The organism is Lunatimonas lonarensis (genome assembly GCF_000390185.1).
GTDB lineage: Bacteria > Bacteroidota > Bacteroidia > Cytophagales > Cyclobacteriaceae > Lunatimonas > Lunatimonas lonarensis.
The window spans coordinates 1-25,730 of sequence record NZ_AQHR01000034.1 but is presented as its reverse complement, the minus strand read 5'-3'; the positions used below and the strand labels follow the sequence as shown (position 1 = coordinate 25,730).

Here is a 25,730-nt window from a genome sequence, read left to right as displayed (position 1 = left end):
AGAGGACAGATAGGGAACTAATCCCTATCTTCCTACTCGATTTTGAGCCGGATTTAATTTCCGACAGGCGGCGTTATCAAGGGAAAGGATTGGTATGAACGCAAAATTTGATTTGTCCTCGTTTCGCGAAAAGCTTGATGCCCATTCCAGCTTTCCGACGCTGTATATGTTTAAGTTCATTGTCCCCAAGGGCAAGGAGAACCAACTTGCTTCTTTGTTGCCCAATAATGAGATGAAGTTAAAGGCGTCTTCTAAAGGTACCTATATCAGTGCTACCATTCAGGTGATGATGCCGAGCAGTGATGCCATAATTGATGTTTATTTGAGGGCTTCCAAAATCGATGGAGTAATCGCGTTGTAATAATAAGAGAAACAGATCATGTGGATTGAGAACGACAATAAGTTGGTGAAGGAGTTTGAATTTGGTGATTTTTCAGAAGCTTTTGCTTTTATGACCCGCGTGGCATTTCTTGCCGAGCAACAGGGTCACCACCCGGATTGGAGCAATTCCTATAACAAAGTTTCTATTTCGCTGACCTCGCACGACCAGGGAAGTGTGGTGACAGAGAAGGACTGGAAGCTTGCGAAGGCAATCGATCTGCTCTAGGAAATGAATGACTCTCCCCATTTATATCTGGTGCCAACGCCCATTGGCAATCTTGAGGACATTACCCTTAGGGCGCTAAATGTGCTGAAATCGGTCGATGTGATTCTGGCGGAGGATACCCGGACTACCGGTAAATTGCTCAAGCATTTCGAGATAAAGAAGCCGCTGGAAAGCTACCATATTTTTAATGAGCATAAAACAGTCGAGCGGTTGATTTCGCGATTGGATTTCGGTGTCGTGATGGCGTTGGTGAGCGATGCAGGGACGCCTGGAATCTCGGACCCAGGTTTTTTATTGGTGCGTGAGGTAAGAGACCGTGGATTGACGGTTAGTTGCCTTCCAGGTCCCACGGCGTTTGTACCGGCCCTTGTAAACTCAGGTCTTCCCTTGGATCGTTTTGTTTTTGAGGGGTTTTTGCCTCACAAGAAAGGAAGGAAAACCCGCATTGAAGCCTTGGTGGAGGAGCCTCGGACTATGATTTTTTATGAATCGCCCCATAGATTGATGAAGACGCTGGTTCAGTTTTCCGAGGTGTTTGGTGCCGACCGGGTTGCCTGCGTTAGTCGAGAGCTAACGAAGCTATATGAAGAAAATGTTCGGGGAACGTTGACCGAATTGATTGATTATTACGAAACCCACCCCATAAAAGGGGAGATTGTTTTGACGGTATCTGGAAAGAAGTAAAATGGATTTACAAAAACTACTGGCCCCCACTGTGGAGGCCGCCAAAGAGGCAGGGGCATTTATTCGCCACGAAAGGGAGAATTTCAATCAGGGCAAAGTTGAGCACAAGGGGTTTAATGACTTGGTTTCTTACGTGGATAAGGAATCGGAGAAGATCATTGTTAAAGCACTGAGGGGCATCTTTCCCGAAGCCGGGTTTATCACCGAAGAGCAGACGGTTGCACAGGAAGATACAACTTGGAAATGGATTGTAGATCCTTTGGATGGGACTACGAATTTCGTTCATGGCATTCCTTCTTACGCCGTTTCCATAGGCCTCGCCAAAGACGGCGTGGTCATGTTAGGGGTGGTCTATGAGGTTGGTAAAGACGAGTGTTTTACCGCTTACCGAGGGGGTGGTGCTTTTTGTAATGGGAGACCGATACAGGTAAGCACGGTAGACGAGCTTTCCAGGTCTCTGATCGCCACCGGCTTTCCTTATCACCTTGGCGACCGGTTGGATGCCCATTTTGACTTGTTGAAGGACTTGGTCAAGGGCAGTCACGGATTGCGACGAATAGGCAGCGCAGCTGTAGATCTTTGCTATGTTGCTTGTGGCCGGGCAGAAGCCTATTTTGAATACAACCTTCAGTCGTACGACATTTCTGCGGGTACTCTAATAGTGGAGGAAGCGGGAGGCAACGTCAGTGATTTTAAAGGAGGGCGTGATTTTTTGTTTGGAGGCGAGGTACTTGGGTCAAACGGAAAGGTTCACGGGCTTATGCTCGAAAAAATGGCTGGATTGGCTGCAAAGAAATAGGGGAAAAGATTTGGATAATTATTTTTGTTTTTGTAGTATCGTCTAGTGTAAAAATTAAATTCATATGAAAAAGAAATGGGTTGATCCGGAGATCAGTGTCTCAAGTGTAGAAAGTGGTATGACAACTCTTTCTGTAGAAGAATTCGGCTATACGAGTTAGAAGGCATGCATAGGAGGAAAGCTTCCTTAACAGAGCTTTGCGCTTATTTTTTGGCTTAGGATAGAGTTAGTATGATGTAATATAATCTACATACTTTGTAGGAGTGTGTAGATTTTTTTGGTTTTTGATTCTTTTTTAAAATTTTTACGATGCTTAGATTTTTGGTTCAATTCCGCTATTTGTACTAATCTTTTGGTGTATTCTAATAGGCAGTTGTCTGTTAATATGAAAAAAGTTTTATTCCTTTTCCCACATTTTATCGGTCATTTAAATCGTAGTTTTTCCTTTGCTGAGAAACATTTAAGAGACTCGGATCAAGTTCTTTACCTGATCTTTGCTAAGCAGGTATTTCCTTTATCTTATCCATGTGTGTTTTTGGAGAGAGGGCGCTTTGGTTCCCTCCTTAAGAAATCCGTAAAAGAGCGATGGGATTGGGCTCAGACAGAATCCGAGGTTTTGAAATCAAGGGAGATGCTAAGAGGCTTGGTTAAGGATTTGAGTCCCGATATCGTCTATGTGGATGATTTCTGTGCAGCAGATCTTTTGCTAATTTGGGACATGGTGGACCTAAGTAAAGTATGTATTTTAAGTCCTTCGTTTCCTGCTCAACGCAATGGACAGATTCCGCCCCAACAACGGTTTAGCCAGCCGGGATCTCATGCGGGTGAGGAGTGGGATAAATGGGAAACAGAGGGCTTTGAGGCACCGATTACCAAAATGGTATGCGAGCTGGTCTTATATGTTTCAAAAAAGTTGGGCTTACCGGATTCGCATTCTATTTGGAACTTTTTCGAAACGATTCCTATGTATAAGAATATCAGGAAACAATACTGTGTTTGTCCGGATTTTGATTTTCCAGGGCAAAAGCTAATGCCGTGGGAAAGTTATGCGGGCTGGAATGTACAGTTGGATCGGGAGCAACAGATCGATGGAGCGGTTGCTTTTTTGGTTAAAAAAGCCAAGTCTCATCCTCGAAACAGACTAATTTATGTTTCACTGGGCACCGTGATTTTGGATTTTATTCCTAAGCCTAAATTAGTGGATTTTTTCGAAAAGGTGATTTCTATAGGCAATGATAATCCATATTGGTACTTTTTTGTACAAGCTCCCCCCGCAATTGCGGTTGCCATTCGGCCAAAGTCTATCAATGTGTTTATTAGGAGCTTTCTGCCACAGGTCTATTTGCTTCGCCATGCTAATTTATCTTTGAGTCATGGAGGAACCAATAGTACCGCTGAAGCAGTACTATTGGGCGTTCCTTTGCTTGTCTTCCCAACCATTGATTTTCTTGACACCAAAGGGGTTTGCTCCCGGGTGGTATACCATAAATTGGGGAGGGCTGCGGAATTGGATATCAGTAGGGACGACCTCTACCAAACTATTAAAGAAATGGTCGATTCCCATCTTGATACAGATCTCTCATCCAGTCTAACGTAAGTTTAAGGCCATACTTGAGTGAGACTTTGTTTTGGTGCCCGAGTTCTTTGGTAGCTAGGCTAAAATCTGCCTCTTTTGTGATGGTGGTTTGGGGTTCGGTATCTTTAAATGAAATCAATGATAGTGGTGCCTCGGTAAGTTCCCAAACGATGTTGGCAATTTGGCCAATATCTACCAGCTCATCGTTTCCAATGTTATAAATCCTGGACGGAATAAAGCGATCGCTTATTGTAGCAATGGTGGAAATGGCGTCGGACAAAAACGTAGATGATCTAAAATGCGATTTGTACACTGTTATCGGCAGCTTTTTTAGTGCGTGATAACAAAATTTGCAGTTTACCGATCGATAAGGGTGGTAATACTCGCCAGGACCATACGTGTTAAACAGCCGCACGATGACGGTTTCCGTTTGATAAAGGCTACATGAGTTTTGGATCATCAATTCGTTGGCCCATTTACTTATCGCGTAGTCATTCAGCTGCTTGATTTCGTGCGTGTCCATTACCGATTCTTTCATCAATCCTGGGTAGTCACCATAGACCTCTGAACTGGAAAAATGTATCAATTTAAATCCGTAGTGTTCCTGTAGCCTAAGGATATTTTTTAATCCGATAACGTTTGTGGTCCATACGTTTTCGTAAAAATCCTCTCCATTCCATCTGCCGAATTCCGCTGCACAGTTATAAACCATGTCAAACGGGCCTACTTCCTTGAAGATCCGCTCCAGTTGTCGGTATTCTCTTATATCACATCTCGCGTACTCCCAGGGTCCTTCGAACATCTTTTGTTCAAAGCCCCGCTCTCCCATATCATGTGTAAGGTCGATACCGAACACTGTTTTACCCCTAGACTTTAATTCTGAAGCAAGCGCATTTCCAACGACGCCTTTCGATCCGGTAATTAAAATCTTCATTTGTTATTATTGTTTTTCAGCAGTTGAATTCCCGTTTTTATACCTCTCTCAACCTGGAAATCTAGAGCGGTTGATATTCATTCCACAGCATGTTACTTACAATAAGCCAAACCCCCTCTGATAGCGTGGTTTTTTTTCTAGAATTCCCGTAAACCAAAATTAGCAAATATATTTCGTTTCATTTGGATTGGATTCTTTCCTAACTTTGATTTAAATGTGTTATGGTTTCTTTTTTTGGATCTTCTATTTCCTGTTAATGCAGCGAACTCCAAAATTCTTTTAGGTTTGAATAATGAAAAACATCTTATTTCTCTTTCCTCCATTCACGGGTCATTTAAACAGGAGTTTTTCCTTTGCTGAACGCCATATCAAAGCTGGCGATCAGGTTGTTTACCTAACTTCATCAAAGCGTCCGCTTCCGTATTCCAGTGTGTATTGGGAGAGGGATCGTCTTGGTTCTCTTTTAAAAAAATCCGTTGTCGAGGAGTGGTCTTGGGCAAAGACGCGTTCAGAGGTCATGGTGTCTAGGGAAATCCTTCGCGGGTTTATCCGGGAGTTGAATCCCGATTGGGTTTACTTGGATGATTTTTGCGCCACCGATCTATTGCTCATTTGGGATATAGTGGATTTGAACCAAGTAAGGGTTTTGAGTCCCTCTTTTCCCGCTCATCGAAATACCGAAATTCCGCCTCAACAGCGTTTTAGCATGCCGGGGCCACATGCCGCTGAGGAATGGGAAAAGTGGGAATCAGAGGGGTTCGAGGCCATTATTTCCAAAAAAGTAAGGGAGCTGGTGTTGCTGCTATCGAGTGATTTGGAGCTACCTGAGACGCACTCAATCTGGAATTTTTTTGGTCGTATCCCCATGTTTGCCGCAATAGAGAAGTTTTATTGTGTTCCCGCTGGGTTTGACTTCCCCGGACAGAAGCTTATGCCATGGGAAAGCTACTCCGGTTGGAGTGTTCGGTTGGATCGGGAGGAAGAGATAGATGTGGCCGTAGGTTTTTTGGTCAAAAAAGCGAAATCGAAACCGGATTACAGGCTAATATACGTATCGCTTGGCACGGTCATTCTTGAGTTTATCCCCAAGCAAAAGTTGACTGATTTTTTCGAAAAGATAGTTTCCATTGGTCGTGATCACCCAAGGTGGTATTTTTTTGTTCAGGTGCCGTCGGAAATCGTTACCGAGGTTCGTCCCAAGTCCATCAATGTCCACATCAGAGCCTTTCTTCCCCAGCTACATTTACTTCGCCACGCCGATCTAATGGTAACCCATGGAGGAACCAACTCGATTGCTGAGGCAAGGTTGTTTGATGTTCCAATTCTTGCCATGCCATTGGTTGATTTTATGAGTTCCCAGGGAAATTGTGCCCGCGTGGTCTACCATGGGTTGGGCAGAGCCGCAACATTGGATACCCCGACCGAAGATCTCTGCCGAATCATACAGGAAATGGTCGAAGAAGGAGCTGACTGATTTTTTGCAAATTTGGGAGGTTGATGTTAGGTCAAATTTGTGCAGAAAACCGCTGGTTGCATTTCTTTTTTTCATGGGATCCGACCTATGGATTTTTTTAGGCTGGTTTATGGAAAAACGTATGTTAACTACAAATAACCTGTTTTGAACAAATTATTTGGTTATATGAAAAATATACACTTACTTTCCATCTAAAAATCAGCTCGGTAGCATTTTCGTGGCAGGCCGAAGGGTAAAATCCAACTCACTCACCCTCCCCTGAGGTCACTTCGAATGACCGTTTGCCTACGGAATCGAATGCGGTAAAGGTAATTTACAATGGGGTATTGATCCAGCATAGAAGCTCGTCCTTATTTATCGGGATAAGTTCCGATCTCTGAAAAACAATGATAGACACATGAAATCGAGCACGACGCAAGCGACACACGGAGGAACGATTGTAATACATGCGAGATTCCATGTGACCGCTGAAAAACAATTATAGACACATGAAACTAGCTATCTTAGGTGGAACCAACCTTGCAACAGCCTTGGGGAATAAATTCCTTGCAAGGGGGATGGATGTAGTTTTTGGCGTAAGAGAAGGATTTTATGTCGGGCAGGTTGCCTGGAAAATTCTGCAGATGCAGAACCGCAAGATATTTACGTTTAGAGAAGCCATAGACCAAGCCGATATAGTATTTATTTGTAGCGATAACGATGTCTTGCCGCTTATTTGCGACGCGATAAATTCGCTGGATTCGGTAAACAAGATTGTCGTGGATTGTACCAATGGAACATCGGAGAATGAATTGGGATGCAATACCGGGTATATAGTAGAGGAGACCAATCATCCTGCCGTTTTTAAGGCTTTCAACAATCTTGGGCTTGAATATCCCAAGTCGGATCCATTGGAGCTTGTCAAGGAAACCTATTTTTGTGGAGACGGCGTGGAGAGCCGGTTAATTTTAAAAAGACTGATCGAATTGATTGGCTTCAAAGCCATCGACGCGGGAAAATTGAAAAACGCCAAGTTGCTTGAGGCGGTTTACCACTTACGAAAGGAAATAGCCCACGTCAAAAACGGTTACGGGGATTTTCATTTTAAGTTGATGTCCGTTTGATCGATAATCAGGTCAGGTTTAGCTTGTTTTTGTAGCGATAATGTCGCCCACTTCGTTGTTTATGGTCGAAGCGGTATGATTTTTGGGATTTGGATATGAAAATGGCTGTATTTTATCCAAAGAAAGCTTCCTTACGTTTACCTATATGGGAGAACCTTCCCAAGATTGGGGCATTTTATCCAAGGCTTCGACCAGGAATAGGTTCGCATCAATGAAAAAGCAATTATCGATTTATGAAAAAAGTAGTCTATATCACCTTATCCTTTTTCGCAGTTCTTTTAATTGCGCTGGTCACCATTCCGTGGCTCTTCAAGGATCGTATACTTCAGAAAGTCGAACAAGAACTGGATGCATCGCTAAACGCTAGGGTGTATTTTGATTATGATCAGGTAAGTCTAAGTGCACTCAGACGGTTTCCAAATATTTCGGCAAGGCTTGGTGACTTTGGTGTCGTGGGGAATGCACCCTTCGAAGCAGATACCTTGGTAGATATTGGTCGGTTGGAGGTTAATTTCAACCTGTTTTCCGTGTTGTTCGGCGATTATCCCGAGCTTACGGGTATACGGCTGGAGGATGGAAATGTGTATGTAAAAGTGCTATCTGACGGTACTGCCAATTATGACATTACCTACCCTTCCGAGGCGACAGAGGACGGCAGTCCCTCTCAATTTAAGATTGGCGTGAACCGGATTGAGGTCAAAAACCTGGGATTTATCTACGATGACCGGGAAATGGATTTCTTCATGGCGTTGGGAGCATTGGATCTGCAAGGCACGGGTGATTTTACTTTGGACGTGTACGACATGGTCATAAAGGGAGGAGGGCAGCTGGTTCGCATGGATTACGAGGGATCCAATTACCTTTTGGATAAACAGCTGGCCGTAGACACCCGGGTAAATGTGGATTTGGAAAACATGCTTTTTTCTTTCGGAGATGCCTCTGCTTCGCTGAACGATTTTCATTTTGGCGTGGATGGTTCTATTGCCCTACCAGCAGACGGTATTTCCTTTGATCTGGATTTTTTTGGAAAGGAAAATACCTTCAAAAGCCTGCTGTCGCTTGTTCCGGGCATGTACACCGACTCATTTTCCAGCCTGAAGACTTCTGGGCAAATGGATTTTAAGGGCTTTGTTCGGGGGATCTATTCGGATGACCGGTTTCCTGCATTTCAGTTGGGATTGAAAGTAGAAGATGGGATGTTCCAATACCCTGATTTGCCCAAGCCCGTCCGGGATGTATCGATTGATTTGTTGGTGGATAATCCCTCGGGCGTAGTTGATCAAACCGAGATAAACCTATCAGATTTTAGCCTGAAGTTTGGTGATCAGCCCATTTCCGGCCGGGTATATGTCCAAAATCTCGTAGATTTTGATTTGGACGGGCGGTTGGTAGGTAGCTTGGACCTGGCAGAGCTTACTTCAATTTTCCCTCTGGAAGGCATGCAGCTAAGGGGAAATTTGGCCATCGATGCGACCGCAAAGGGAAGGTATGATAGCCTGACGAATACCATCCCAACTATTCAGGCTGCCATGAACTTTGCAAACGGATATGTAAAAAGCGTGGAATATCCGGCAGCGATTGAAGATATCGCGCTCCGATCTACCATCAGCAATACGACCGGCAAGATGAATGACCTGGTGGTGGATGTTTCTTCTGTAGGATTTAAGCTTGACGGTGAACCTGTGGCCGGTTCGTTGAAGATCAGGGACCTGGAAAAGCTTATTTGGGATGTATCGGTGCACGGGGTCGTGGATTTAGGTAAGCTGCTGGCCATTTTTCCGCAAGAGAACCTGATCATGGAGGGACGTATTCAAGCTGATATAGATTCGGAGGGAAGTTACGCAGACGTAGAGGCTGCGCGGTATGATCGTATAAACGTAAGTGGATTGGTGGCATTGAATGATTTTTTCTTCGCTGATGCCGATTTGCCACAGGGCATACGAATCCGGGAGGCTAAAGCGGATTTTTCTCCCAGAGTGATCCAGTTGACCAAGTTTGATTCCCGCTTAGGGCAAAGCCCTGTCACGGCGACGGGCAGGCTTTCGAACTACCTAGCCTACCTTTTGGGAGAGGAAGGGGCTGCACTGGTAGGAAATCTGGATCTACAATCGAGCAGTTTCAACGTAAATGAATGGCTAACTACTTCAGGAGAGCCTGCGGGGTCAGATCAGCCCCTCCAAGTAATAGATTTGCCCCGTAACATCGATTTCAACATGTCGGTGGAGGCAGGAGAGATTATTTATGATAACCTAGTGCTGAAAAATGCGCGGGGCAACATGGCATTGAGGGATGGTATTCTGACATTCCGAAATTTTTCCACAAATGCATTGGGTGGCTCCTTGGGTTTCTCGGGTTCATACAATAGCCGTGAGATAGCTGCCCCGTTGTTTGATTTTGTGTTTGATGTGAATGCCTTGCAGATTCAGGATGCCTTTAAAACATTCAATACCATCCGGATTTTTGCACCTGTCGCTGAGCACATAACAGGGAGTTTTACTACCCGTTTTGAATTGTCGGGGATCTTAGGTCAGGATATGATGCCTGTTTTGTCGTCATTGGATGGAAAGGGTTTGGTTCGATTGGCTGAGACAGCTATACAAAACAGTCAATTGATCCGTGGCATTACCTCACTGACCCGTTTGAATGATTCCGCAAACCTGAACCTCCGTCCTTTCAACATACAGGCGGAAATACAAGATGGCATGTTGAAGGTTCCTCCCTTTGACCTTCGCATTTGGGACTATGAGGCTAGGATACAGGGCAGTACGGGCTTTGATGGTTCTATCAGCTACTTGGTGTCGATGCAGGTACCCGCAGAGAAATTTGGCTCGCAGCTCATTGGCTTGGCCTCTGGACTCACCGGCACAGACCTAAGCGGGACATCCATTCCTTTGGCCATTAACATCGGAGGAACTTATGGGAATCCGAGGATTGGTTTGGCGACCGGGGACAACTTAGAAGGGTATTTGACCAATATGCTTCGGTCGAGGGTGTCAGCCGCCGGTACGCGGGTACAGGAACAGCTGGCAGCGGAATTCCAAGCAAGGGAAGACAGCTTGCGTCAGGAAATCAGGGAGCGAGCGGAAGTGGTAAAAGACAGTGTGCGGGCGGAGGCCGACCGGGTATTGGATCAGACCAAGGAACGTGCGGCCGAGGAGGTAAAGGGTCTAATTCGGGGCCTGACCCGGCCAAAACCGTAGGAGACTACAGGTTTTCGAGGATGTAATACCAAACAGCCAAGGTAAAAAAGGATAGAGGAATGCCTAACCCTACCAGCAAAGAGGCCATCTTTGGTCGGAGGTTATAGTTGGTGGCAATGATGGATGAGGTTACCATGGGAGCCATTCCGGCTTCCATGACACTTACCTTGTAGATCAATCCCTGATCCCCTTCGGTGCTCAGAAAAAATCCGTAAAGCAAAAATATCACCGTGGGAGCCAAGATAAGTTTATGGGCCAAACCGTACCAAAGGTAATGATCCTTGATGTCACTCAGATTAACCTTTAGCTGCATGCCAACCGAAATGAGAGCAATCGGTGTCAGGGTCGAAGCGAAGTTTTGAAGGATGGTTTCCAAGCTTCCTTCGATCCGAATATCCAGCAAATTGAGAGTGACCGCAACCAAAAAGAATAAAAACGGAGGGAAAAGAAGAACCTTCTTGGAGATATCCCTCTTTCTCATCTTTTCAGATCCGTAAATGGAAGCTACGATAATCGCCAAACTGCTGACAACAATAAAAGAACCTGGCTGATCAATCAACACGGCAATTTTCAGTCCTTCGGCACCGTAGATGGCTTCAATGATCGGATATCCTACAAATCCGGTGTTGGACAACCCTCCGCAGATAATCAGACAACCCGTGGTTGTTCGTTTCCAGTTAAAGCGTTTACCCAGGTATCCAAACACCACCCAGGTGAGCGGGAATATAATCCAAGCCAACAAAATAGGCAGAAGGATGGCAAAACTGATTTGGATTTTGGAAATGTAAAGTAAGGATATGGCCGGAAGGACTACATAGATCAAATAGGCATTTAACGTGCGGGGGGCATTTTCCGGAAAATCATTGATCCTGCGAAGAAAAATACCCACAAGCATGCAAATAGCAATTAGATAGATGTTTGCCATGGCGGTAAGAGCTGCAATATTGGAAATGTAGGGCTGTTTAGCGAAGCGATGGAATCAGATGCTGTAATAGATCAAAGATAGCCAAAATGTTTCCGTTTTCCGCTAAAGAAGGTTTCTAACTCTGGGTAAACATGGCTTTTGGCAAGGGGTATTCCGGAAAGGGTCATCTCAATGTTTCCCAGTTCCGTTCCCGGCTTTACTTCCAGTCGCTCAATTAGCAGTATCATCTCCTGGAGTGTAAGCGGTTTGGCCGAATGATCAGGATCCAAACGGAAATCGTTTCCGTAAAAATCGATCGCTTCAAAATAGATGGTTCCGTCCATAGTGGTTGCATAGATGGATATTTCCTCACCCCAGGAGCTTTCGGGGTAGGACAATTTGACGATCAATGCGCTGGGACCGGTTCCATTAAAGTAACTGTCCGGGGCGAAATCAAAATCAACCATGGGGCAAAAATAGGGAATTTGCCAGATTTCGAGTCACTTCCATCGGCCAGAAAAAATGTCGAGTCAAATTGATTTTGGATGAACCGCTAATTTATTTACCTTTGTTTAACCGACAGTGTAACATGAGTAGTACTATCAGGTAGCCAAATGAATTGGATAAGAGAGATATTGCCTTCAATAAGTAAGGCCTTTTTGGGGCTGATTTTTCTTATGTTGGCAAATAATATCTTCTTTTACCACGAGCATGATCTGGATACGGGAGAGACCGTACGGCATGCACATCCATTTTTTTCCCAAGAAGAAGAGCAGGATCGTGATCATACCGAAAACGAACTCATATTACTTGATCTGGTCACCCATGCGCAATATTTTTTGCCTGACCGCGTGTCATTCTTGCAGCAGGGGATTTCTGTTGCCGGTTATTTGCATAGTTCCTATATTTTTGCCGCCCCCGATTCTGAGGGTCGCGGAGTATTATCGCTGCGAGGTCCCCCAGCTTGTTTTCTATAATCACAGTTGGTATACCTTACTGGGGGTTTCCCACGGTTTCGTTGGAATAGACCCTTGTTATCAGGTGTAATCATCTGTTTTTAAAGCTCTTGCTTTAGAGCGTTAATCTTCTCTTTGGTTTTCTAAATTCAATGCGGTTGAAATTTCCAATGAATTCGAGCCCACTAAAGGCAACCAGACAAGCTGTGGTTGTCTCACATGGGCACGACCATCCGCCCTGCGGCTAGCCCTAAGGGCTTGGAGCAGGTTATCCAGCGGGCTCCGAACAATCAATGACCGCTTAAAAACAAATTATTTACAAATGAAATTTTTCCTAACTATACTATTTGGGTGGTTACTGGGGGTGACCTTGGCCCAGACCGACACCAATACCCTGACTGGCACTGTACTGGACAATACGACGAAGGAGCCTATTCCGGGCGTCACAGTGTTTGTTGCCGAGTTGAACAGGGGAACTGTTACTGATTTGGACGGTAGGTTTACGCTTACGCTGCTCCCTTCAAGAGAAATCACCGTTCAGTTTACATTCGTAGGTTACAGTACCGGGATAATTAAGACACGTCCCTCCAGCCGTGCCCAACTTGTCGTATCGCTTGAGCAAACGACCACCACCGTAGATGAAGTGGTCGTTTCAGGGGCTTATGTGATGAGTAGGGAAAGCTCACCTATATCTATCGAAAAAATCAGCAAAGATGACATTCTGAGGGCTCCCGCACCTAGCCTTATGTCGGCGTTGGCCAGGACTCCAGGAGTGAGCGAGATCTCCCTTGGGCCAGGCATTAGCAAGCCGGTGATCCGAGGGCTTTCCTTTAGCCGTGTGTTATCCGTATACCAGGGGGCGAGGTTTGAAAACCAGCAATGGGGTGCCGATCACGGGTTGGGTATGACGGAAACAGGCATAGGAAGTATTGAGATGGTAAAAGGACCGGCTTCTATTATTTATGGCTCCGGAGCTATGGCCGGGGTGGTTCACTTGATAGAAGATAAAGATGCTTCTACCGGAGAGATTGACGGGGACCTGACGCTGAGGGGCTATGGCAATTCCTTGGGAGGGCGCATCGAATCCGGGGTGAAAGGTGCTTCGCAGGGCGGTTTGTTATGGTCATTGCGGGCGGCTTCCGAATCCCATGCCGATTACCTGGATGGTGATGGCAACGCCGTCGGGAACACACGGTTTTCGACCCAGAACCTTAAAGCTGGGCTAGGGTTGCAACGAAAATGGGGTGACACCCGGATTAGATATACCTATCTTGCCCAGCGACTCGGGATCTTGGAAGAGGATGAGATGGATGAATTGGTAACCACACGCAATGACCGGAATCTTCAATTGCCCTTTCAGGATGTTAAGGATCATTTTCTCAATTCAGAGACCAACCTATTTGTAGGACAGGACCGCCTTAAGATTATTCTAGGGTATCACTGGAATTTTAGGCAAGAAGTTGAAGATGATTTTGATGAAGTGGATTTAGGTCTGAATCAGCAAAATTTCATGTACGATATTAAATATTTCAAGGGTTTTGGCGAGCATACGGAGGTAATTTTCGGTATACAGGGCTTTTATCTACAGAATACCAATCAGGAGGCTGCCGCCGAAATCCTGATTCCTGATGCGACCAAAGACGACCGCTCCATTTACAGTCTGGTAAATTTTAACAAGAACGAGTGGGTTGTTCAAGGTGGACTTCGGTATGACTTTAGAAAAGTAGTAGCCGATGCCAGCAGGCAGAAATTTGTAGACTATGGGTTTTTGCTTCCGGGTGAACCAGCGTCCCGACAGCTTACAAGTACATTTGACGGCGTAACAGCCAGTGCCGGAGCAACCTTCCGGCCGGACAGTAAGTGGCGGGCAAGGATGAACGTTGCCTCCGGTTTTCGGGCCCCGGATTTGGCCGAACTATACTCCAACGGCCCGCACCCGGGAACTTCGCGCTTTGAACGAGGCAACGCTGAATTTGGCAGGGAGCAGAACATACAGGGGGACCTGGGGCTAAGGTATCAGGCAGGCGATTTTTCGGTATCGGCGGAGGCTTTTTATAACCATGTAAACAACTATATTTTTTTCGCGCCTACAGGAGAGAATGTGGGCGACTTGATGTTATGGAAATTTGAGCAAGATAATGCGAGGCTTTACGGAGGAGAGACGCTGGTAGAGATTCACCCCAAAGCACTCAAGTGGCTTTCGGGATCTTCGTCCTACAGCATGGTCATTGGAACGAGGCGATCGGATCAATCCTATCTTCCTTATATTCCGGCATTTCGCTGGAACAACGATATGACCTTCCAGTTAAAGGATATGCCTTCGTTGCAGCGGCCGTATATAGGCCTATCTGGTATGTTGGTTCTCGATCAAAACAGGGCAGCAGACATGGAAGATACCACCCCAGGATATTTTCTTTTGGGTATAAACGTAGGGGCCAGTCTAAAAATTGGTGCACAGCAGGTCGACACCTACATCAATGGAACCAACCTGCTTGGGAAGACCTATTTGGATCATATGTCCCTATACCGCCCTCTGGGTATTCATCAGATAGGCAGGAACGTATCGCTCAATTTAAAAATGAGTTTTTAGCCCTAAGGCATGAAGGGCTGGATTCTCGTTGGGTCCAGCCCCTTGCGTATTAATGGGAAAGCTGATTAGATCGATAGGATCCTAGCGGATTGGGCACCCGGTTTCTTTATTCTGGTCAGAAAAGATTGAAGGGCTTTCGGGGCGAATACTTTCGTCTTTCGCTTAATATGGCGTTATTTGGATAAAATAACCAATATGCCATGAAATCAAAAAAGGAACTGATTTACGATTTGAATGATTTATTGGAGCGAAATTTTGATGCGATACAAGGATATAAGGATGCCGCACGAAATGTGACCAACGAAGAACTAAAGTCATTTTTTATCAATCAGGCCAAAGAACGCCTGAAACTCTCGGAAGAAATCAAAGTGGAAATTAGGCTATTGGGAGGCATTCCGGTAAAGGAAGGGAGTCTGCTCGGTATTTTTCACCGTTCTTGGATGAATTTCAAGACCTCGCTTAACCACGATAACGAAAAGGAAGTTTGCGAAGCTTGTATCACCGGAGAGCAAAAGTCTGTCCGAGAATACAATCTGCTCCTGCAACAAAAAGACCTCTGGAGTGACCGTCTTATTCAAGAATTACAGCTTCATAAAACAGTTACCCAAAAGGCTATTGACGATTTAGAAGAATTAAAAGAAAAGTTTTAAACCAAATTAATGAATAGGCTTTGGTTTTAATTTTTCTTTTTTTTATTTTAGTTCGTGTATTTTCGAACAAATACCTTCGGTTTCGTGGTTTTTAGTTGGTATTCATTTTGTTAGAAGTTCGTATTCAGTAAAGTTGTTATGTATAAACCAATTATATTGTCCATCCTATGAAAAGAAGTATCGGTTACACTTGTGTGGCATTTTTATTTAGCCTCTCGCTATTTGCCCAAAACACCATTCATTTCAAAGAAACGACGTTGGAAAACGGTTTGCACTTGATCATGCACCAGGATAACAGCACACCTATTGTGGCCGTTTCGGTGCTGTACCATGTGGGGTCGAAAAATGAGCAGCCGGATCGCACCGGGTTTGCCCATTTTTTTGAGCATCTCTTGTTTGAAGGCACGGAAAATATCGGCCGCGGGGAATATATGACCAAGATTCAGTCCATCGGTGGTACGCTCAATGCATTTACCTCCAACGATATCACCTATTATTATGAAATAGTGCCGTCCAATTATTTGGAGACGGCATTGTACATGGAGAGTGAACGAATGCTTCATCCCAAGATAGATCAGATAGGGGTCGACACCCAACGGGAGGTGATCAAAGAGGAAAAGAGACAGTCCTACGACAACCGACCTTACGGAACCATTCTGCCGGAAACCATGAGACGCGCTTTTTCTGAGCACCCGTATCGGTGGCCGGTAATTGGTTCCATGGAGGATCTCGATGCGGCAAGGCTGGAGGAGTTCATTGCCTTTCACAAGGCCTATTATGTACCGAACAACGCTACGCTCACCATCGCGGGGGATATAGATTATGAGCAGGCAGAAAAGTGGGTAAGGATGTATTTTGGAGAGATACCCTCGGGTCCCTCATCGTTTTATCGTCCCAATACGAAAGAGCCAAAAAAGACGGAAGAGATCAGGGATATCGTCTATGACAATATTCAGATTCCTGCAATCATACAGGCCTATAATCTTCCTCCAAAAAACCATCCCGACTCCTTTGCGTTGGAAATGCTGTCTACCTATCTCACGGGAGGCAACTCGTCGCTAATGACCAAAGAGTTGGTGGATAAGCAGCAGACCGCTTTGGCGGTTCAGGCCATTCCCTTGGATTTGGAAGATGGAGGCGTGTTTATCATGTACGCACTTACCAACATGGGGGTCGATCCTGCTGTGTTGGAGTCAGAAATTGACCGTCTCCTCACGGAGGTGAGGGAGCAGGGAGTCTCAGAGCAGGAATTTCAGAAGCTACAAAACATCATTGAAAATGATTTGGTAAGCAAAAACAGTTCCATGGAGGGCATTGCCCAAAATCTGGCCCAAGCGCATGTTTTCTATGGTGGGGCTGATTACATAAACCAGGAATTGGATAAATTCAGGGCTGTAAAGCGCGAGGATTTGCAGCGGGTTGCCAACCAGTACATCAATTTGGATGGTCGGGTTGTGCTTTATTATCTTCCTAAATCTGCGCAAGCGGAGTAACCATTTTTCACGCTAAAATAGATTAAAAAATGAAAAAGCTGTTACTAGTACTATTGTCGGCAGTGTTGGTGCAAATAGGCGAAGCTCAGGTTGACAGATCATCCTTTCCTGCGCCAGGTCCAGCACCAGAGATCAAATTGGGAGATGTGGCAAGTTTTGCACTTCCGAACGGATTGAAGGTGTTCGTGGTTGAAAACAGGAAGCTTCCTAGAATCGCATTGTCACTTGTGGTCGATCGGGATCCGGTACTGCAGGGGGATAAGGCAGGCCTTTTGGATCTGTATGGTGATATGATGATGGGGGGTACTACCACTCGGACAAAAGATCAGTTGGATGAAGAGGTTGATTTTATAGGAGCATCCTTGAGCGCCACCTCGACCTCACTTTTTGCCTCTGCCCTCACGAAAAATCGGGATAAAATAGTGGAACTTATGGTCGATGTGCTTTATAATCCGGAATTTCCTGAGAGTGAATTGGAAAAGCTTAAAAAACAGGCTATTTCAGGTCTTGCTGCCAGTAAAGATGATCCAAATGCAATCTCTGCAAGGCTCACCTCGGCGTTGAATTTCGGCAAGGACCATCCGTACGGAGAAACCAATAGCGAAGCAACTATCAATCATATTGATTTGGAGGATATCAAGACCTATTATCAGACTTACTTCAAGCCAAATATTTCCTACCTGGCCATTGTGGGCGATATCTCTCCCGCCGAAGCCGAGGAGTTGGTGAAGAAGCACTTCAGTGGCTGGGAAGGATCGCAGGTACCAAAACACACCTATCCCAAGCCATCAGTTCCCGAGGCCAACCGAGTGGCCTTGGTGGATCGTTCCTCGGCCGTGCAGACGGTGGTTAACATTACTTATCCGTTGGAGATGAGCTTAAGTCATCCGGATTTTTTTATGACCAGGTTGCTGAACTATGCGTTGGGCGGGGGATCGTCGTCCCGACTTTTTATGAATCTCCGCGAAGACAAAGGATACACCTATGGTGCCTATTCATCCATCGGATCGGATAGGCTGGTGACCAGTTTTTCTGCACGGGCGAGCGTTAAGCAAACAGCTACGGACAGCGCTATTCACGAAATGATCTATGAAATCAGAAATTTGGCCGAAAATGGCGTGACCGAAGAAGAGCTCCAGGCCGCGAAAGCAAATTTGGGTGGCTCCTTCGGTCGTTCCTTGGAGAGTCCGTCGACTATCGCCAGCTTTGCCATTAACACCGAACGCTATTGTCTTCCCGCTGATTTTTATGCTACGTACCTGCAAAAACTCAATAGCGTAACCGTCGATCAGGTGAATGAAGGGGGCAAAAAGTATCTGAAACCGGAAAACCTACACATCACTGCGGTTGGAAATGCCCGCGAAATCGAAGAAAAGCTAAAGGTATTTGGAGAGGTGACACGCTACACCAATATGGGTGATGTCGAAGTAAAAATCGAGTTGGGAGATGCTTCCTTGGATGCTTCCGGGGTGTTGGCAGCCTACCTTGAAGCAATCGGCGGGGCAAGTGCAGCGGAGGGCATCCACACCGTTAAAATGGAGATGTACACGGAGATTCAGGGAATGCCGATAACGATGTTTACGGTTCAGGATACCCAAAATGAAGTGATGACCCAACGGGTAGTAATGGCCGGCAATGAGGTTAGCAAAACGGTTCTCAAAGATGGTAAGGCAACGGTAAGTGCAATGGGGCAATCGCAGAGTCTTCCGGACGAGCAGTTTGAATACCTTAAGATGTCCATGTGGGCAATTCCCGAGTTGTTTTATGAGACGATGGGTTATACAATCGTTTTGGACGGGGTAAAGGAAGTAGACGGAGAACCTGCCTATAGGTTGGTGATTACCAATCCGACGGGTGCTGAATTGGTTAATTATTACAGCGTTTCTACCGGATTAAAAGTGAGAAGTGAGGATAGCTTATCCGGTGAGACCACCTACAAGGATTACAAGTCCTATGAAGGGGTGCTTCTTCCGGTTGCCATTTCGGTTCAGAGTCCGTCGATTCCTATGCCTTTGGAATTTGAAGTCAAAGACTTGCAGGTAAATCAAGCACTGTCCGATTCGGATGTCAACTAGTCCTTTTTGTAACATAAACCTATTAAAAATATGAAAAGAGTTGCCGCATTAATGACCTTGGTGTTTTTATACCATTATTCCTATGCCTCCTCGGGGCATATGCCAGGACCTAATCCATCTGAAAACGTAGAAAAAAGCCCTCAGGAGATCATTGATGGGTATGCTGCGGCTGTGGGAGGCGTTGATAAAATAAACGCAGTAAAAAATATGGTAATCGTCATGGAAGCATTGATACAGGGGATGACTTTGGAAATCAGCTCAACCAGCGACCAGGAGAATAAGCGACTGGTACAGCAGACGGCGATGAACGGAAACGTCATGCAAAAAACCATTGTAAAAGACGGGAAGGGATATATGTCTATGATGGGCCAAATCCAAGAATTACAGGAAGATCAGTTAGATGCTGTTAATGCACAGATCTATGTTTTTCCGGAAATTTATTATGAACGGCTTGGATATACCTTGTCAGCCGAGGGAGAAGGTGAAGTTGACGGTGAAAAGGCCTATATTCTAAAAATAGTGACGAATAGTGGTCTGGAAACCAAGGAGTTCTACAGCGTTACGTCTGGATTGAAGTTGCGGACATCGTCCGAAATGGCGGGCGATATTTCCTACGGCGATTACAGAGAGGTAGATGGACTGAAAATTCCCCATAAAATGACTATTTCCAATGCCATGTTGCCGGTTCCCATTGAGGCGAACTTGGTGCTGGCCAAGTTCAATGATCAGCTCGATAATTCATTGTTTGAATAAAACGGGCTATTCTGTCATTTAGACAAGCCCTGCTTTCCGGTAGGGCCTGTCTTTTTCACTGGATCCATTTTGCTCTTTTGTCGTTTTCAGCGCCCTCTGATATAAGTTTGTATTTTATAAAGTATTCCCTGTTAGTTGTTGGTATTGATACCTGTTTTTTTCGATGGACTCTCTTGATTCCCAGTTTCACCGAAGTAGCTTTGTTCTCCACGGATTCAATGGTGTCACCGAGTATAAGTGAGCGATAAGCCGGTGAATCAGGATGCAGACGGATTATTTTCTGCGAGTCATCCAGCTGGATTCCATACGCTTCTTCCATTGGGTCTTGATTATCATCCTTCCGTAGATAGATGTTTACACTTTTGAGAGTTTGCTCAATACGAGGAAGAAGGTCTTCTGTCCCGAAGACAAACCGACGAAAGAAATCCTCCATAGTTTCAGGGTCCTTTGCGCATTCGGTCACGACTCGTTGGAAATCTTCCAAAAGGTACCCTTTTTGATCCCTTCCGTACCGCATCCACATGCAACGCATGACATCTTCCAAAGATGAATTCCTATCCATCAGCAAAAGATCGAGGCAAAGCGAAATCAATGCACCCCGGTTGTAGATACTGACTTTTCTATCGGGGATCCCTGCTTTGTATCCGTCTAGCCATAGATCGAAGCTTGAGTCGACGATCGACTGGTACTGCCACCCATGACTCATTGTTTCCCGATTGATTTTTTGGGCAAGGATGTCTAGATACTGCTGCATCGTATAATACCCTGCGCGCAAAAGGTACATGTCACCAAGATAGGTAGTGACACCTTCCGCTACTACCCCCTCCCTAAGGTAGGCCTCCCTCGACAAGTCGTAAGGAAGAAGGGCACTGGGACGTATGCGGCATACGTTCCAAAAATGGTATAGTTCATGTGAACTGACACTTATCAGTTCAGCGAGCTTCTCCTCATTTGCCAATGATTCGGCGGGGCCGTAGGTAATGACGGTACTGAATTGATGCTCTACCCCATGGTAATGGGTGTACGGAAGTAGGTGGAATAGAAAATGGTAGTCTTTTGCAGGGAAATCGGTGAAGGCAGCGATTTGTCGTACCGTAAACGAACGAAAGGTATCAATCAGAGCGGTGATATTAAAGTGGATTTCACCTTGGAACCAAAGATGAAAAGTCGTTTTCCCCACATGGTAGGTGAAATGCTGTAAGTCAGGAGAGGCGATCAGCGGTGAGTCAATTAGTTGTTGGTGGTTGTCTGCCTTGAAACGATGTTTGGATAGTTTCTGTAGAGAGGTTGCTACTTGATAGGCATCCGGAAGGTGGAGCTGAAGGCTTATTTCTTCCTTTTCTCGGTTTGATACAGAAAACGCAAGGTTGCTGAAATTCAGGTAAAGCATTTCAGTGTCGGACCAACATCCGCCTGCATCCAGTTGGTTGCAATAGTATTCATAGGATACTGTGTAGGTTCCTGCTTTTTCGGAATGGAATTCCCATTTGTCTTTGGTGATTTTTTTGAGCGGTATGGTCTTTTCAGCTGTACTTATCACCACTCGCCTGATTTTTTGGGCATAATTGGCCAGTTCATATCTACCGGGTCTCCAAGCAGGAAGTTGTAAGGTGATCCTTTCCCTGTCCGTGCATTCTAGGGATAGTTTGATTTGGATATATTGGGAAGTCGGTATTTCTTGATAAATATGGTAGTCCATAGGGTGGGGCAATTAGTAGAACAAAAGTAATTGCCCTATTTGTAAATAAAAAAAAGATATCTATCTTTGCACTCCTTTTACTGTCGGATCGTGAGTCTAATAAGCATTAAATAGATAAAGAAATGAAAAGAACATTCCAACCTTCCCGTAGAAAACGACGAAACAAGCATGGTTTCCGAAAAAGAATGTCTACTGCAGATGGAAGAAACGTATTGAGGTCAAGAAGGGCGAAGGGGCGTCACAAGCTCACGGTTTCTTCGGAGAAGACACTTAAGAAGTAATGATCATATGTAGGGGAGATTGGCAAACTTCTCCATGGTATGGATCGTAAATTTCCCAAATCGGAAAGATTGCATTCCAGAAAGTCAATAAAGGAACTTTTTGATAAGAGTTCCTCTTTTTTTTTATTTCCGTTCAAAGTTATTTTTTTTCCATTAGATTCGTTGCCTGCGGATCGTGTATTGATATCTGTCTCAAAGAAAAGGCTCAAGAAGGCAGTTGACCGAAATTGGATAAAACGCCGGATTCGTGAAGCCTATAGGCTCAATAAGCAATTATTGGCTGGAAAGCCTGGCTCCCATAAACATATCGGAATTATTTACGTATCCTCAGAGTTGATGGACTATAAGGAAATCAACAAAAAACTCGTTATTATTCTCAGGAAACTGAGTAACCTTTAATTCAACCACGCATGATTCGACCTACCGTCAATCGATTTCGCTCCAATAAGCTTATCCTTTTCTTGTTTGTCTTTCTGGGGTTGGGCACTGCATTCGCTTTTACCTTCAAGAATGACAAACTTTTCGCAATCGCCAAGAACCTTGACATTTTTGCGTCCCTTATCCGGGAGTTGGATTCCTATTACGTCGATGAAATAAATCCGGACGAGTTGATAAGTATAGGCATTCAGGCAATGTTGGAGGAGTTGGATCCCTATACGGAGTTTATACCTGAGGAAGAACAAGACGATTTTAGGATGATGACAACCGGTGAATACGGTGGGGTCGGTGCCTTAATCGGCAATAGAATAGGGACTAATATGATCCTTATGCCCTATAGGGGATTCCCTGCCCATGAGGCGGGATTGAGAATCGGCGATGAAATTTTGAGGGTTGACTCCACTGATGTTACTGACCGGGTTACTTCGGAAATTTCGAGATTGCTGAAAGGCCCGGCCAATACGGGTTTGACGGTAGAAGTCAAACGTGGAGAGGACACCTTGCGCTTTCAGCTTACGCGAAAGAAAATCGTCATAAGCAATGTCCCTTATTATGGTATGGTGGATGGCAAAACGGGCTATATAAAATTAAGTGATTTCACAACTAACGCAGCCGCTGATGTTAGAAACGCGTTGACGGATCTGAAGGCGCAAGGCATGGAGAAACTGATTCTTGACGTTCGGGATAATCCGGGGGGGATATTGCGGGAAGCGGTGGAAATTGTCAATTTGTTTATCCCCAAAGGAAAGGAGGTCGTCCGTACCATTGGTAAGCTGCAAAGCGTAAACACCGTGTATAAGACCGAAAAGTCACCATTGGACAAAGATATTGACTTGGTGGTTTTAATCAACGAACGCAGTGCATCAGCTGCGGAGATAGTGGCAGGTGCACTTCAGGACTATGATCGCGCGGTTTTAGTGGGAAGAAAGACCTTTGGAAAAGGCTTGGTGCAAAGTACCATTCCTCTTTCCTACAATTCCCAGGTTAAATTGACTACGGCCAAGTATTATATCCCAAGTGGGCGTTGTATACAGGCCATCGACTACAGCCAAAAGGATGAAGATGGCAATGGTCGCAGCGTCGCGGATTCACTGCGAAACTCATTTACCACAAAAAACGGGAGGGTCGTCTTGGACGGTGGAGGTATTGAGCCAGATGAATCCGTTGAATCGATTATTTATGCGCCCATTACCTATAGTTTAGTGGGCAGGAGCCTGGTGTTTCAGTATGTCAACAAATTTTTCCTGGAAAACAAGGAAATAGCAAACCCGCGATCCTTTCAGGTTACCGAAGATATTTATCATGATTTCGTCGATTGGCTGGGTGATAAGGACTACGATTATACAACTCGTGTAGAAAAGGCAATAGAAGACCTGGAGAAATTTGCGGAGAAAGAAAAGTATTATGAGGATATCAAAAATGAGATAGCCTCTCTTCGGAAAAGCGTAAGCCATAGCAAGGAGCAGGATTTGGTCACCTTCAAAGATGAGGTCAAGGAAGCGCTACGGGACGAAATTATTTCCAGGTATTATTTTCAGGAGGGAATGGTAGAGGGTTCATTGGATAATGATCCTGATGTTCGTGTTGCGATGGATCTTTTGAAAGATAAGCAGCTTTACGCGATGAAGCTTAACCCGAGGAAACAGTAAATGGGTAGGCCGTGTTTGCCGGTTGCTTGGGTTTAATTGGTATGGCAATGCGGTGATGCAAGGCCAAAGTGCCTGATTGCTCAAATAACATGGTCGGTTGCTACTTGGTACCACAGGGCTTAGTGATCCGGTTTAAACATTTCATCTAGCTCACTTTTCCGTTTCTGGGAAATAATAAATGACAAAGATACTTTCAATAGAAACTGCGGCGACTGTTTGTTCAGTTGCGGTGCACGAACAGGGCAAATTGCTTGGCCTTTCGGAGCTCTGTGTTGAGAATATACACGGCGAAAAACTCATTCCAATCATAAACGAACTTCTTTTAGGCCTTGGCTTGAGGGGCGGGGAGATGGATGCGATAGCTGTATCAAAGGGGCCTGGTTCGTATACAGGACTGCGCATTGGGGTTTCATCCGCTAAGGGCCTTGCATATGCGTGGGATTTGCCACTGATAGGAGTAGATACCCTTGACGCATTGGCCAGACAATGCCTTACATATACTGGCTCTGAAGATGTGGTAATAGCTGCCTTGGATGCGCGTAGAATGGAGGTTTATGCGAAAGTAGTCGACTCCCGAGGTGCCGTGCTACAGGATACGTCACCAATCGTAGTCGATAGCGACACCTTTAGAGCTTTTTTGGACGAGGGAAGGATGGTTTATTTGATCGGGAATGCGACGGCTAAGTTGAAAGAGGTATTGGTGCATCCGAATCTGTTGTTTGTTCAGCGGGATAATTCTGCCAAGACAGTTGGGGAGATAGCGTTTGATCGGTATCGCTTGGGAAGGTTTGAGAATTTAGCCTATTTCGAGCCGAACTACCTTAAGGAGTTTATGGTTCTTCAGTCAAGGAAACAACTTCTGAATTCATGAGTGAAATCGTTAATAGGGTTGCGAAAAGTGGAATTGCTTCGCTGGATCTGGAAGAATTCTATCTTAAGGGTGAGCGTGTCTTGTTTGATTTGAAGCCATTTTTATTCCAAGAGATCATTCTAAAGGAGCAGGATTTCAGGCGGGATTTGAAAAATCTCGATTGGTCGGTATACGAGGGAAAATACGTGGCGATAGGGCTGACGGTAGATGCCATCGTGCCGACATGGGCATATATGTTGGTTATGTCCTATTTGAAACCCGTGGCTGAGGATGTGATCGTTGGGACTATTGATGACTTGGAGCGATACCTTATTACAAAAGTAGTCCATTCGATTGATTTGGCTTTGTTTGAAGGCAAATCAGTGGTTGTCAAGGGATGTAGCAAGTATCCAGTACCGCTGATTGCGTATGGAGAGCTTGTCAAATTGCTAATGGGGGTCGCAAGGAGTATCATGTTTGGAGAGCCGTGTAGTACCGTACCACTTTGGAAGGGTAAGAAGGTCTCTGATTAGTTTTTAAAATTTGCGGCTTACTTTTGGTAGAATTAAAAAAGAGTGGTATGTTTGCAGTCCCATTAGAGAAGCTGATGGTAAAAATATGGAATTTGAGCCTAAAAAATCGTTACCTCGCTTAGGTGAAACAATGATAAGGGTCTGTTGATGGCAAGTCTATTTGGTTCCATTTTGCCAGCTATGTAGTATTCTCGACGCGAGTAAACGATCGTTTATTAGCGTTCCTAGCAGGTCAAAAATTCATGAAATAATTTTTTTTAAGTTTCTTTTGCGGGGTAAAAAAATAACACGATATTTGCACTCGCTTTTGGAATTTAGAACATGGCGATCGGGATTTTATCCTCAAACGTCCTAGAATGTAGGACGAAAAGTTCTTTGAAGTATTGTAAGACAGCAAACAGAATAAACTGTGAATACCGATTTTATTTCGGTACAGATAATTATTTTCCTTTAAAAGGGAGAGCCAAGAACTTTACAATGGA

General features: G+C 45.0%; 23 protein-coding genes. 19 read left to right on the top strand and 4 right to left on the bottom strand.

The window, feature by feature from the left end:
• Positions 1–94 precede the first annotated feature (94 nt).
• The 5 genes from ADIS_RS04555 to ADIS_RS04535 all read left to right on the top strand — a co-directional run bounded on the left by ADIS_RS04555 (position 95) and on the right by ADIS_RS04535 (position 3,687).
• A complete protein-coding gene (locus ADIS_RS04555) occupies positions 95–361 on the top strand; it encodes a DUF493 family protein (protein WP_010853170.1) in 267 nt (88 codons plus the stop codon).
• A gap of 18 nt (positions 362–379) precedes the next feature.
• Positions 380–607, top strand: a complete 228-nt coding sequence (locus tag ADIS_RS04550) for a 4a-hydroxytetrahydrobiopterin dehydratase (protein ID WP_010853169.1) — start codon at positions 380–382, stop codon at positions 605–607.
• Positions 608–610: 3 nt separating this feature from the next.
• Positions 611–1,291 (top strand): 16S rRNA (cytidine(1402)-2'-O)-methyltransferase, encoded by a 681-nt coding sequence (rsmI, locus tag ADIS_RS04545; RefSeq protein ID WP_010853168.1) that lies wholly within the window; start codon positions 611–613, stop codon positions 1,289–1,291.
• Between the two features lies 1 nt (position 1,292).
• Positions 1,293–2,090 carry an inositol monophosphatase family protein gene (locus tag ADIS_RS04540; RefSeq protein ID WP_010853167.1) on the top strand — a complete coding sequence of 266 codons (798 nt, stop codon included), beginning with the start codon at positions 1,293–1,295 and terminating at the stop codon, positions 2,088–2,090.
• 277 nt (positions 2,091–2,367) lie between these two features.
• Positions 2,368–3,687 (top strand): glycosyltransferase family protein, encoded by a 1,320-nt coding sequence (locus ADIS_RS04535; protein WP_010853166.1) that lies wholly within the window; start codon positions 2,368–2,370, stop codon positions 3,685–3,687.
• On the opposite strand, the gene ADIS_RS04530 is transcribed toward ADIS_RS04535, so the two are convergent.
• Complete coding sequence (locus ADIS_RS04530; protein WP_035804685.1) at positions 3,632–4,600, bottom strand: NAD-dependent epimerase/dehydratase family protein; 969 nt, start codon at positions 4,598–4,600, stop codon at positions 3,632–3,634. The genes ADIS_RS04535 and ADIS_RS04530 overlap by 56 nt on opposite strands.
• 292 nt (positions 4,601–4,892) lie before the next feature.
• On the opposite strand from ADIS_RS04530, the gene ADIS_RS04525 reads away from it, so the two are divergent.
• The 3 genes from ADIS_RS04525 to ADIS_RS04515 all read left to right on the top strand — a co-directional run bounded on the left by ADIS_RS04525 (position 4,893) and on the right by ADIS_RS04515 (position 10,377).
• On the top strand, positions 4,893–6,074 hold the full coding sequence (locus tag ADIS_RS04525) for a glycosyltransferase (protein WP_035804683.1): 1,182 nt from the start codon (positions 4,893–4,895) through the stop codon (positions 6,072–6,074).
• 488 nt (positions 6,075–6,562) lie between these two features.
• Positions 6,563–7,177: an NADPH-dependent F420 reductase gene (locus ADIS_RS04520; RefSeq protein WP_010853162.1), complete on the top strand. Its 615-nt coding sequence runs from the start codon at positions 6,563–6,565 to the stop codon at positions 7,175–7,177.
• Positions 7,178–7,410: 233 nt separating this feature from the next.
• Positions 7,411–10,377, top strand: coding sequence for an AsmA-like C-terminal region-containing protein (locus ADIS_RS04515; protein ID WP_010853161.1), 2,967 nt, complete (start codon positions 7,411–7,413; stop codon positions 10,375–10,377).
• Between the two features lie 4 nt (positions 10,378–10,381).
• Here ADIS_RS04515 and ADIS_RS04510 read toward each other — a convergent pair whose 3' ends face one another.
• Complete coding sequence (locus ADIS_RS04510) at positions 10,382–11,302, bottom strand: AEC family transporter (RefSeq protein ID WP_035804681.1); 921 nt, start codon at positions 11,300–11,302, stop codon at positions 10,382–10,384.
• Positions 11,303–11,373: 71 nt separating this feature from the next.
• Complete coding sequence (locus ADIS_RS04505; RefSeq protein ID WP_010853159.1) at positions 11,374–11,748, bottom strand: hypothetical protein; 375 nt, start codon at positions 11,746–11,748, stop codon at positions 11,374–11,376.
• Between the two features lie 147 nt (positions 11,749–11,895).
• Here ADIS_RS04505 and ADIS_RS22175 point away from each other — a divergent pair, with 147 nt between their 5' ends.
• The 6 genes from ADIS_RS22175 to ADIS_RS04475 all read left to right on the top strand — a co-directional run bounded on the left by ADIS_RS22175 (position 11,896) and on the right by ADIS_RS04475 (position 19,798).
• A complete protein-coding gene (locus ADIS_RS22175) occupies positions 11,896–12,258 on the top strand; it encodes a hypothetical protein (RefSeq protein WP_010853158.1) in 363 nt (120 codons plus the stop codon).
• A gap of 301 nt (positions 12,259–12,559) precedes the next feature.
• Positions 12,560–14,827, top strand: coding sequence for a TonB-dependent receptor (locus ADIS_RS04495; protein ID WP_010853157.1), 2,268 nt, complete (start codon positions 12,560–12,562; stop codon positions 14,825–14,827).
• A 200-nt stretch (positions 14,828–15,027) separates the two neighbouring features.
• Entirely contained in the window at positions 15,028–15,477 is a 450-nt protein-coding gene (locus tag ADIS_RS04490) for a ferritin-like domain-containing protein (RefSeq protein WP_010853156.1), read from the top strand.
• A 167-nt stretch (positions 15,478–15,644) separates the two neighbouring features.
• Positions 15,645–16,970 (top strand): M16 family metallopeptidase, encoded by a 1,326-nt coding sequence (locus ADIS_RS04485; RefSeq protein WP_010853155.1) that lies wholly within the window; start codon positions 15,645–15,647, stop codon positions 16,968–16,970.
• Positions 16,971–16,999: 29 nt separating this feature from the next.
• A complete protein-coding gene (locus ADIS_RS04480) occupies positions 17,000–19,045 on the top strand; it encodes a M16 family metallopeptidase (protein WP_010853154.1) in 2,046 nt (681 codons plus the stop codon).
• Between the two features lie 30 nt (positions 19,046–19,075).
• A complete protein-coding gene (locus ADIS_RS04475; RefSeq protein ID WP_035804679.1) occupies positions 19,076–19,798 on the top strand; it encodes a hypothetical protein in 723 nt (240 codons plus the stop codon).
• A gap of 55 nt (positions 19,799–19,853) precedes the next feature.
• Here the strand turns inward: ADIS_RS04475 and ADIS_RS04470 are convergent, their stop codons facing one another.
• Positions 19,854–21,497 carry a M61 family metallopeptidase gene (locus ADIS_RS04470; protein ID WP_010853152.1) on the bottom strand — a complete coding sequence of 548 codons (1,644 nt, stop codon included), beginning with the start codon at positions 21,495–21,497 and terminating at the stop codon, positions 19,854–19,856.
• 122 nt (positions 21,498–21,619) lie between these two features.
• On the opposite strand from ADIS_RS04470, the gene rpmH reads away from it, so the two are divergent.
• The 5 genes from rpmH (at position 21,620) to ADIS_RS04450 (ending at position 25,248) form a co-directional block, all read left to right on the top strand.
• Positions 21,620–21,778: a 50S ribosomal protein L34 gene (gene rpmH / locus ADIS_RS22600; protein WP_081634862.1), complete on the top strand. Its 159-nt coding sequence runs from the start codon at positions 21,620–21,622 to the stop codon at positions 21,776–21,778.
• Between the two features lie 39 nt (positions 21,779–21,817).
• Complete coding sequence (gene rnpA / locus ADIS_RS04465; protein WP_010853151.1) at positions 21,818–22,177, top strand: ribonuclease P protein component; 360 nt, start codon at positions 21,818–21,820, stop codon at positions 22,175–22,177.
• Between the two features lie 11 nt (positions 22,178–22,188).
• Positions 22,189–23,865, top strand: a complete 1,677-nt coding sequence (locus ADIS_RS04460) for a S41 family peptidase (protein ID WP_010853150.1) — start codon at positions 22,189–22,191, stop codon at positions 23,863–23,865.
• A 178-nt stretch (positions 23,866–24,043) separates the two neighbouring features.
• Complete coding sequence (tsaB, locus tag ADIS_RS04455) at positions 24,044–24,736, top strand: tRNA (adenosine(37)-N6)-threonylcarbamoyltransferase complex dimerization subunit type 1 TsaB (RefSeq protein ID WP_010853149.1); 693 nt, start codon at positions 24,044–24,046, stop codon at positions 24,734–24,736.
• Positions 24,733–25,248: a DUF2480 family protein gene (locus ADIS_RS04450; protein ID WP_010853148.1), complete on the top strand. Its 516-nt coding sequence runs from the start codon at positions 24,733–24,735 to the stop codon at positions 25,246–25,248. The genes tsaB and ADIS_RS04450 overlap by 4 nt, the downstream gene beginning before the upstream one ends.
• Positions 25,249–25,730 lie beyond the last annotated feature (482 nt).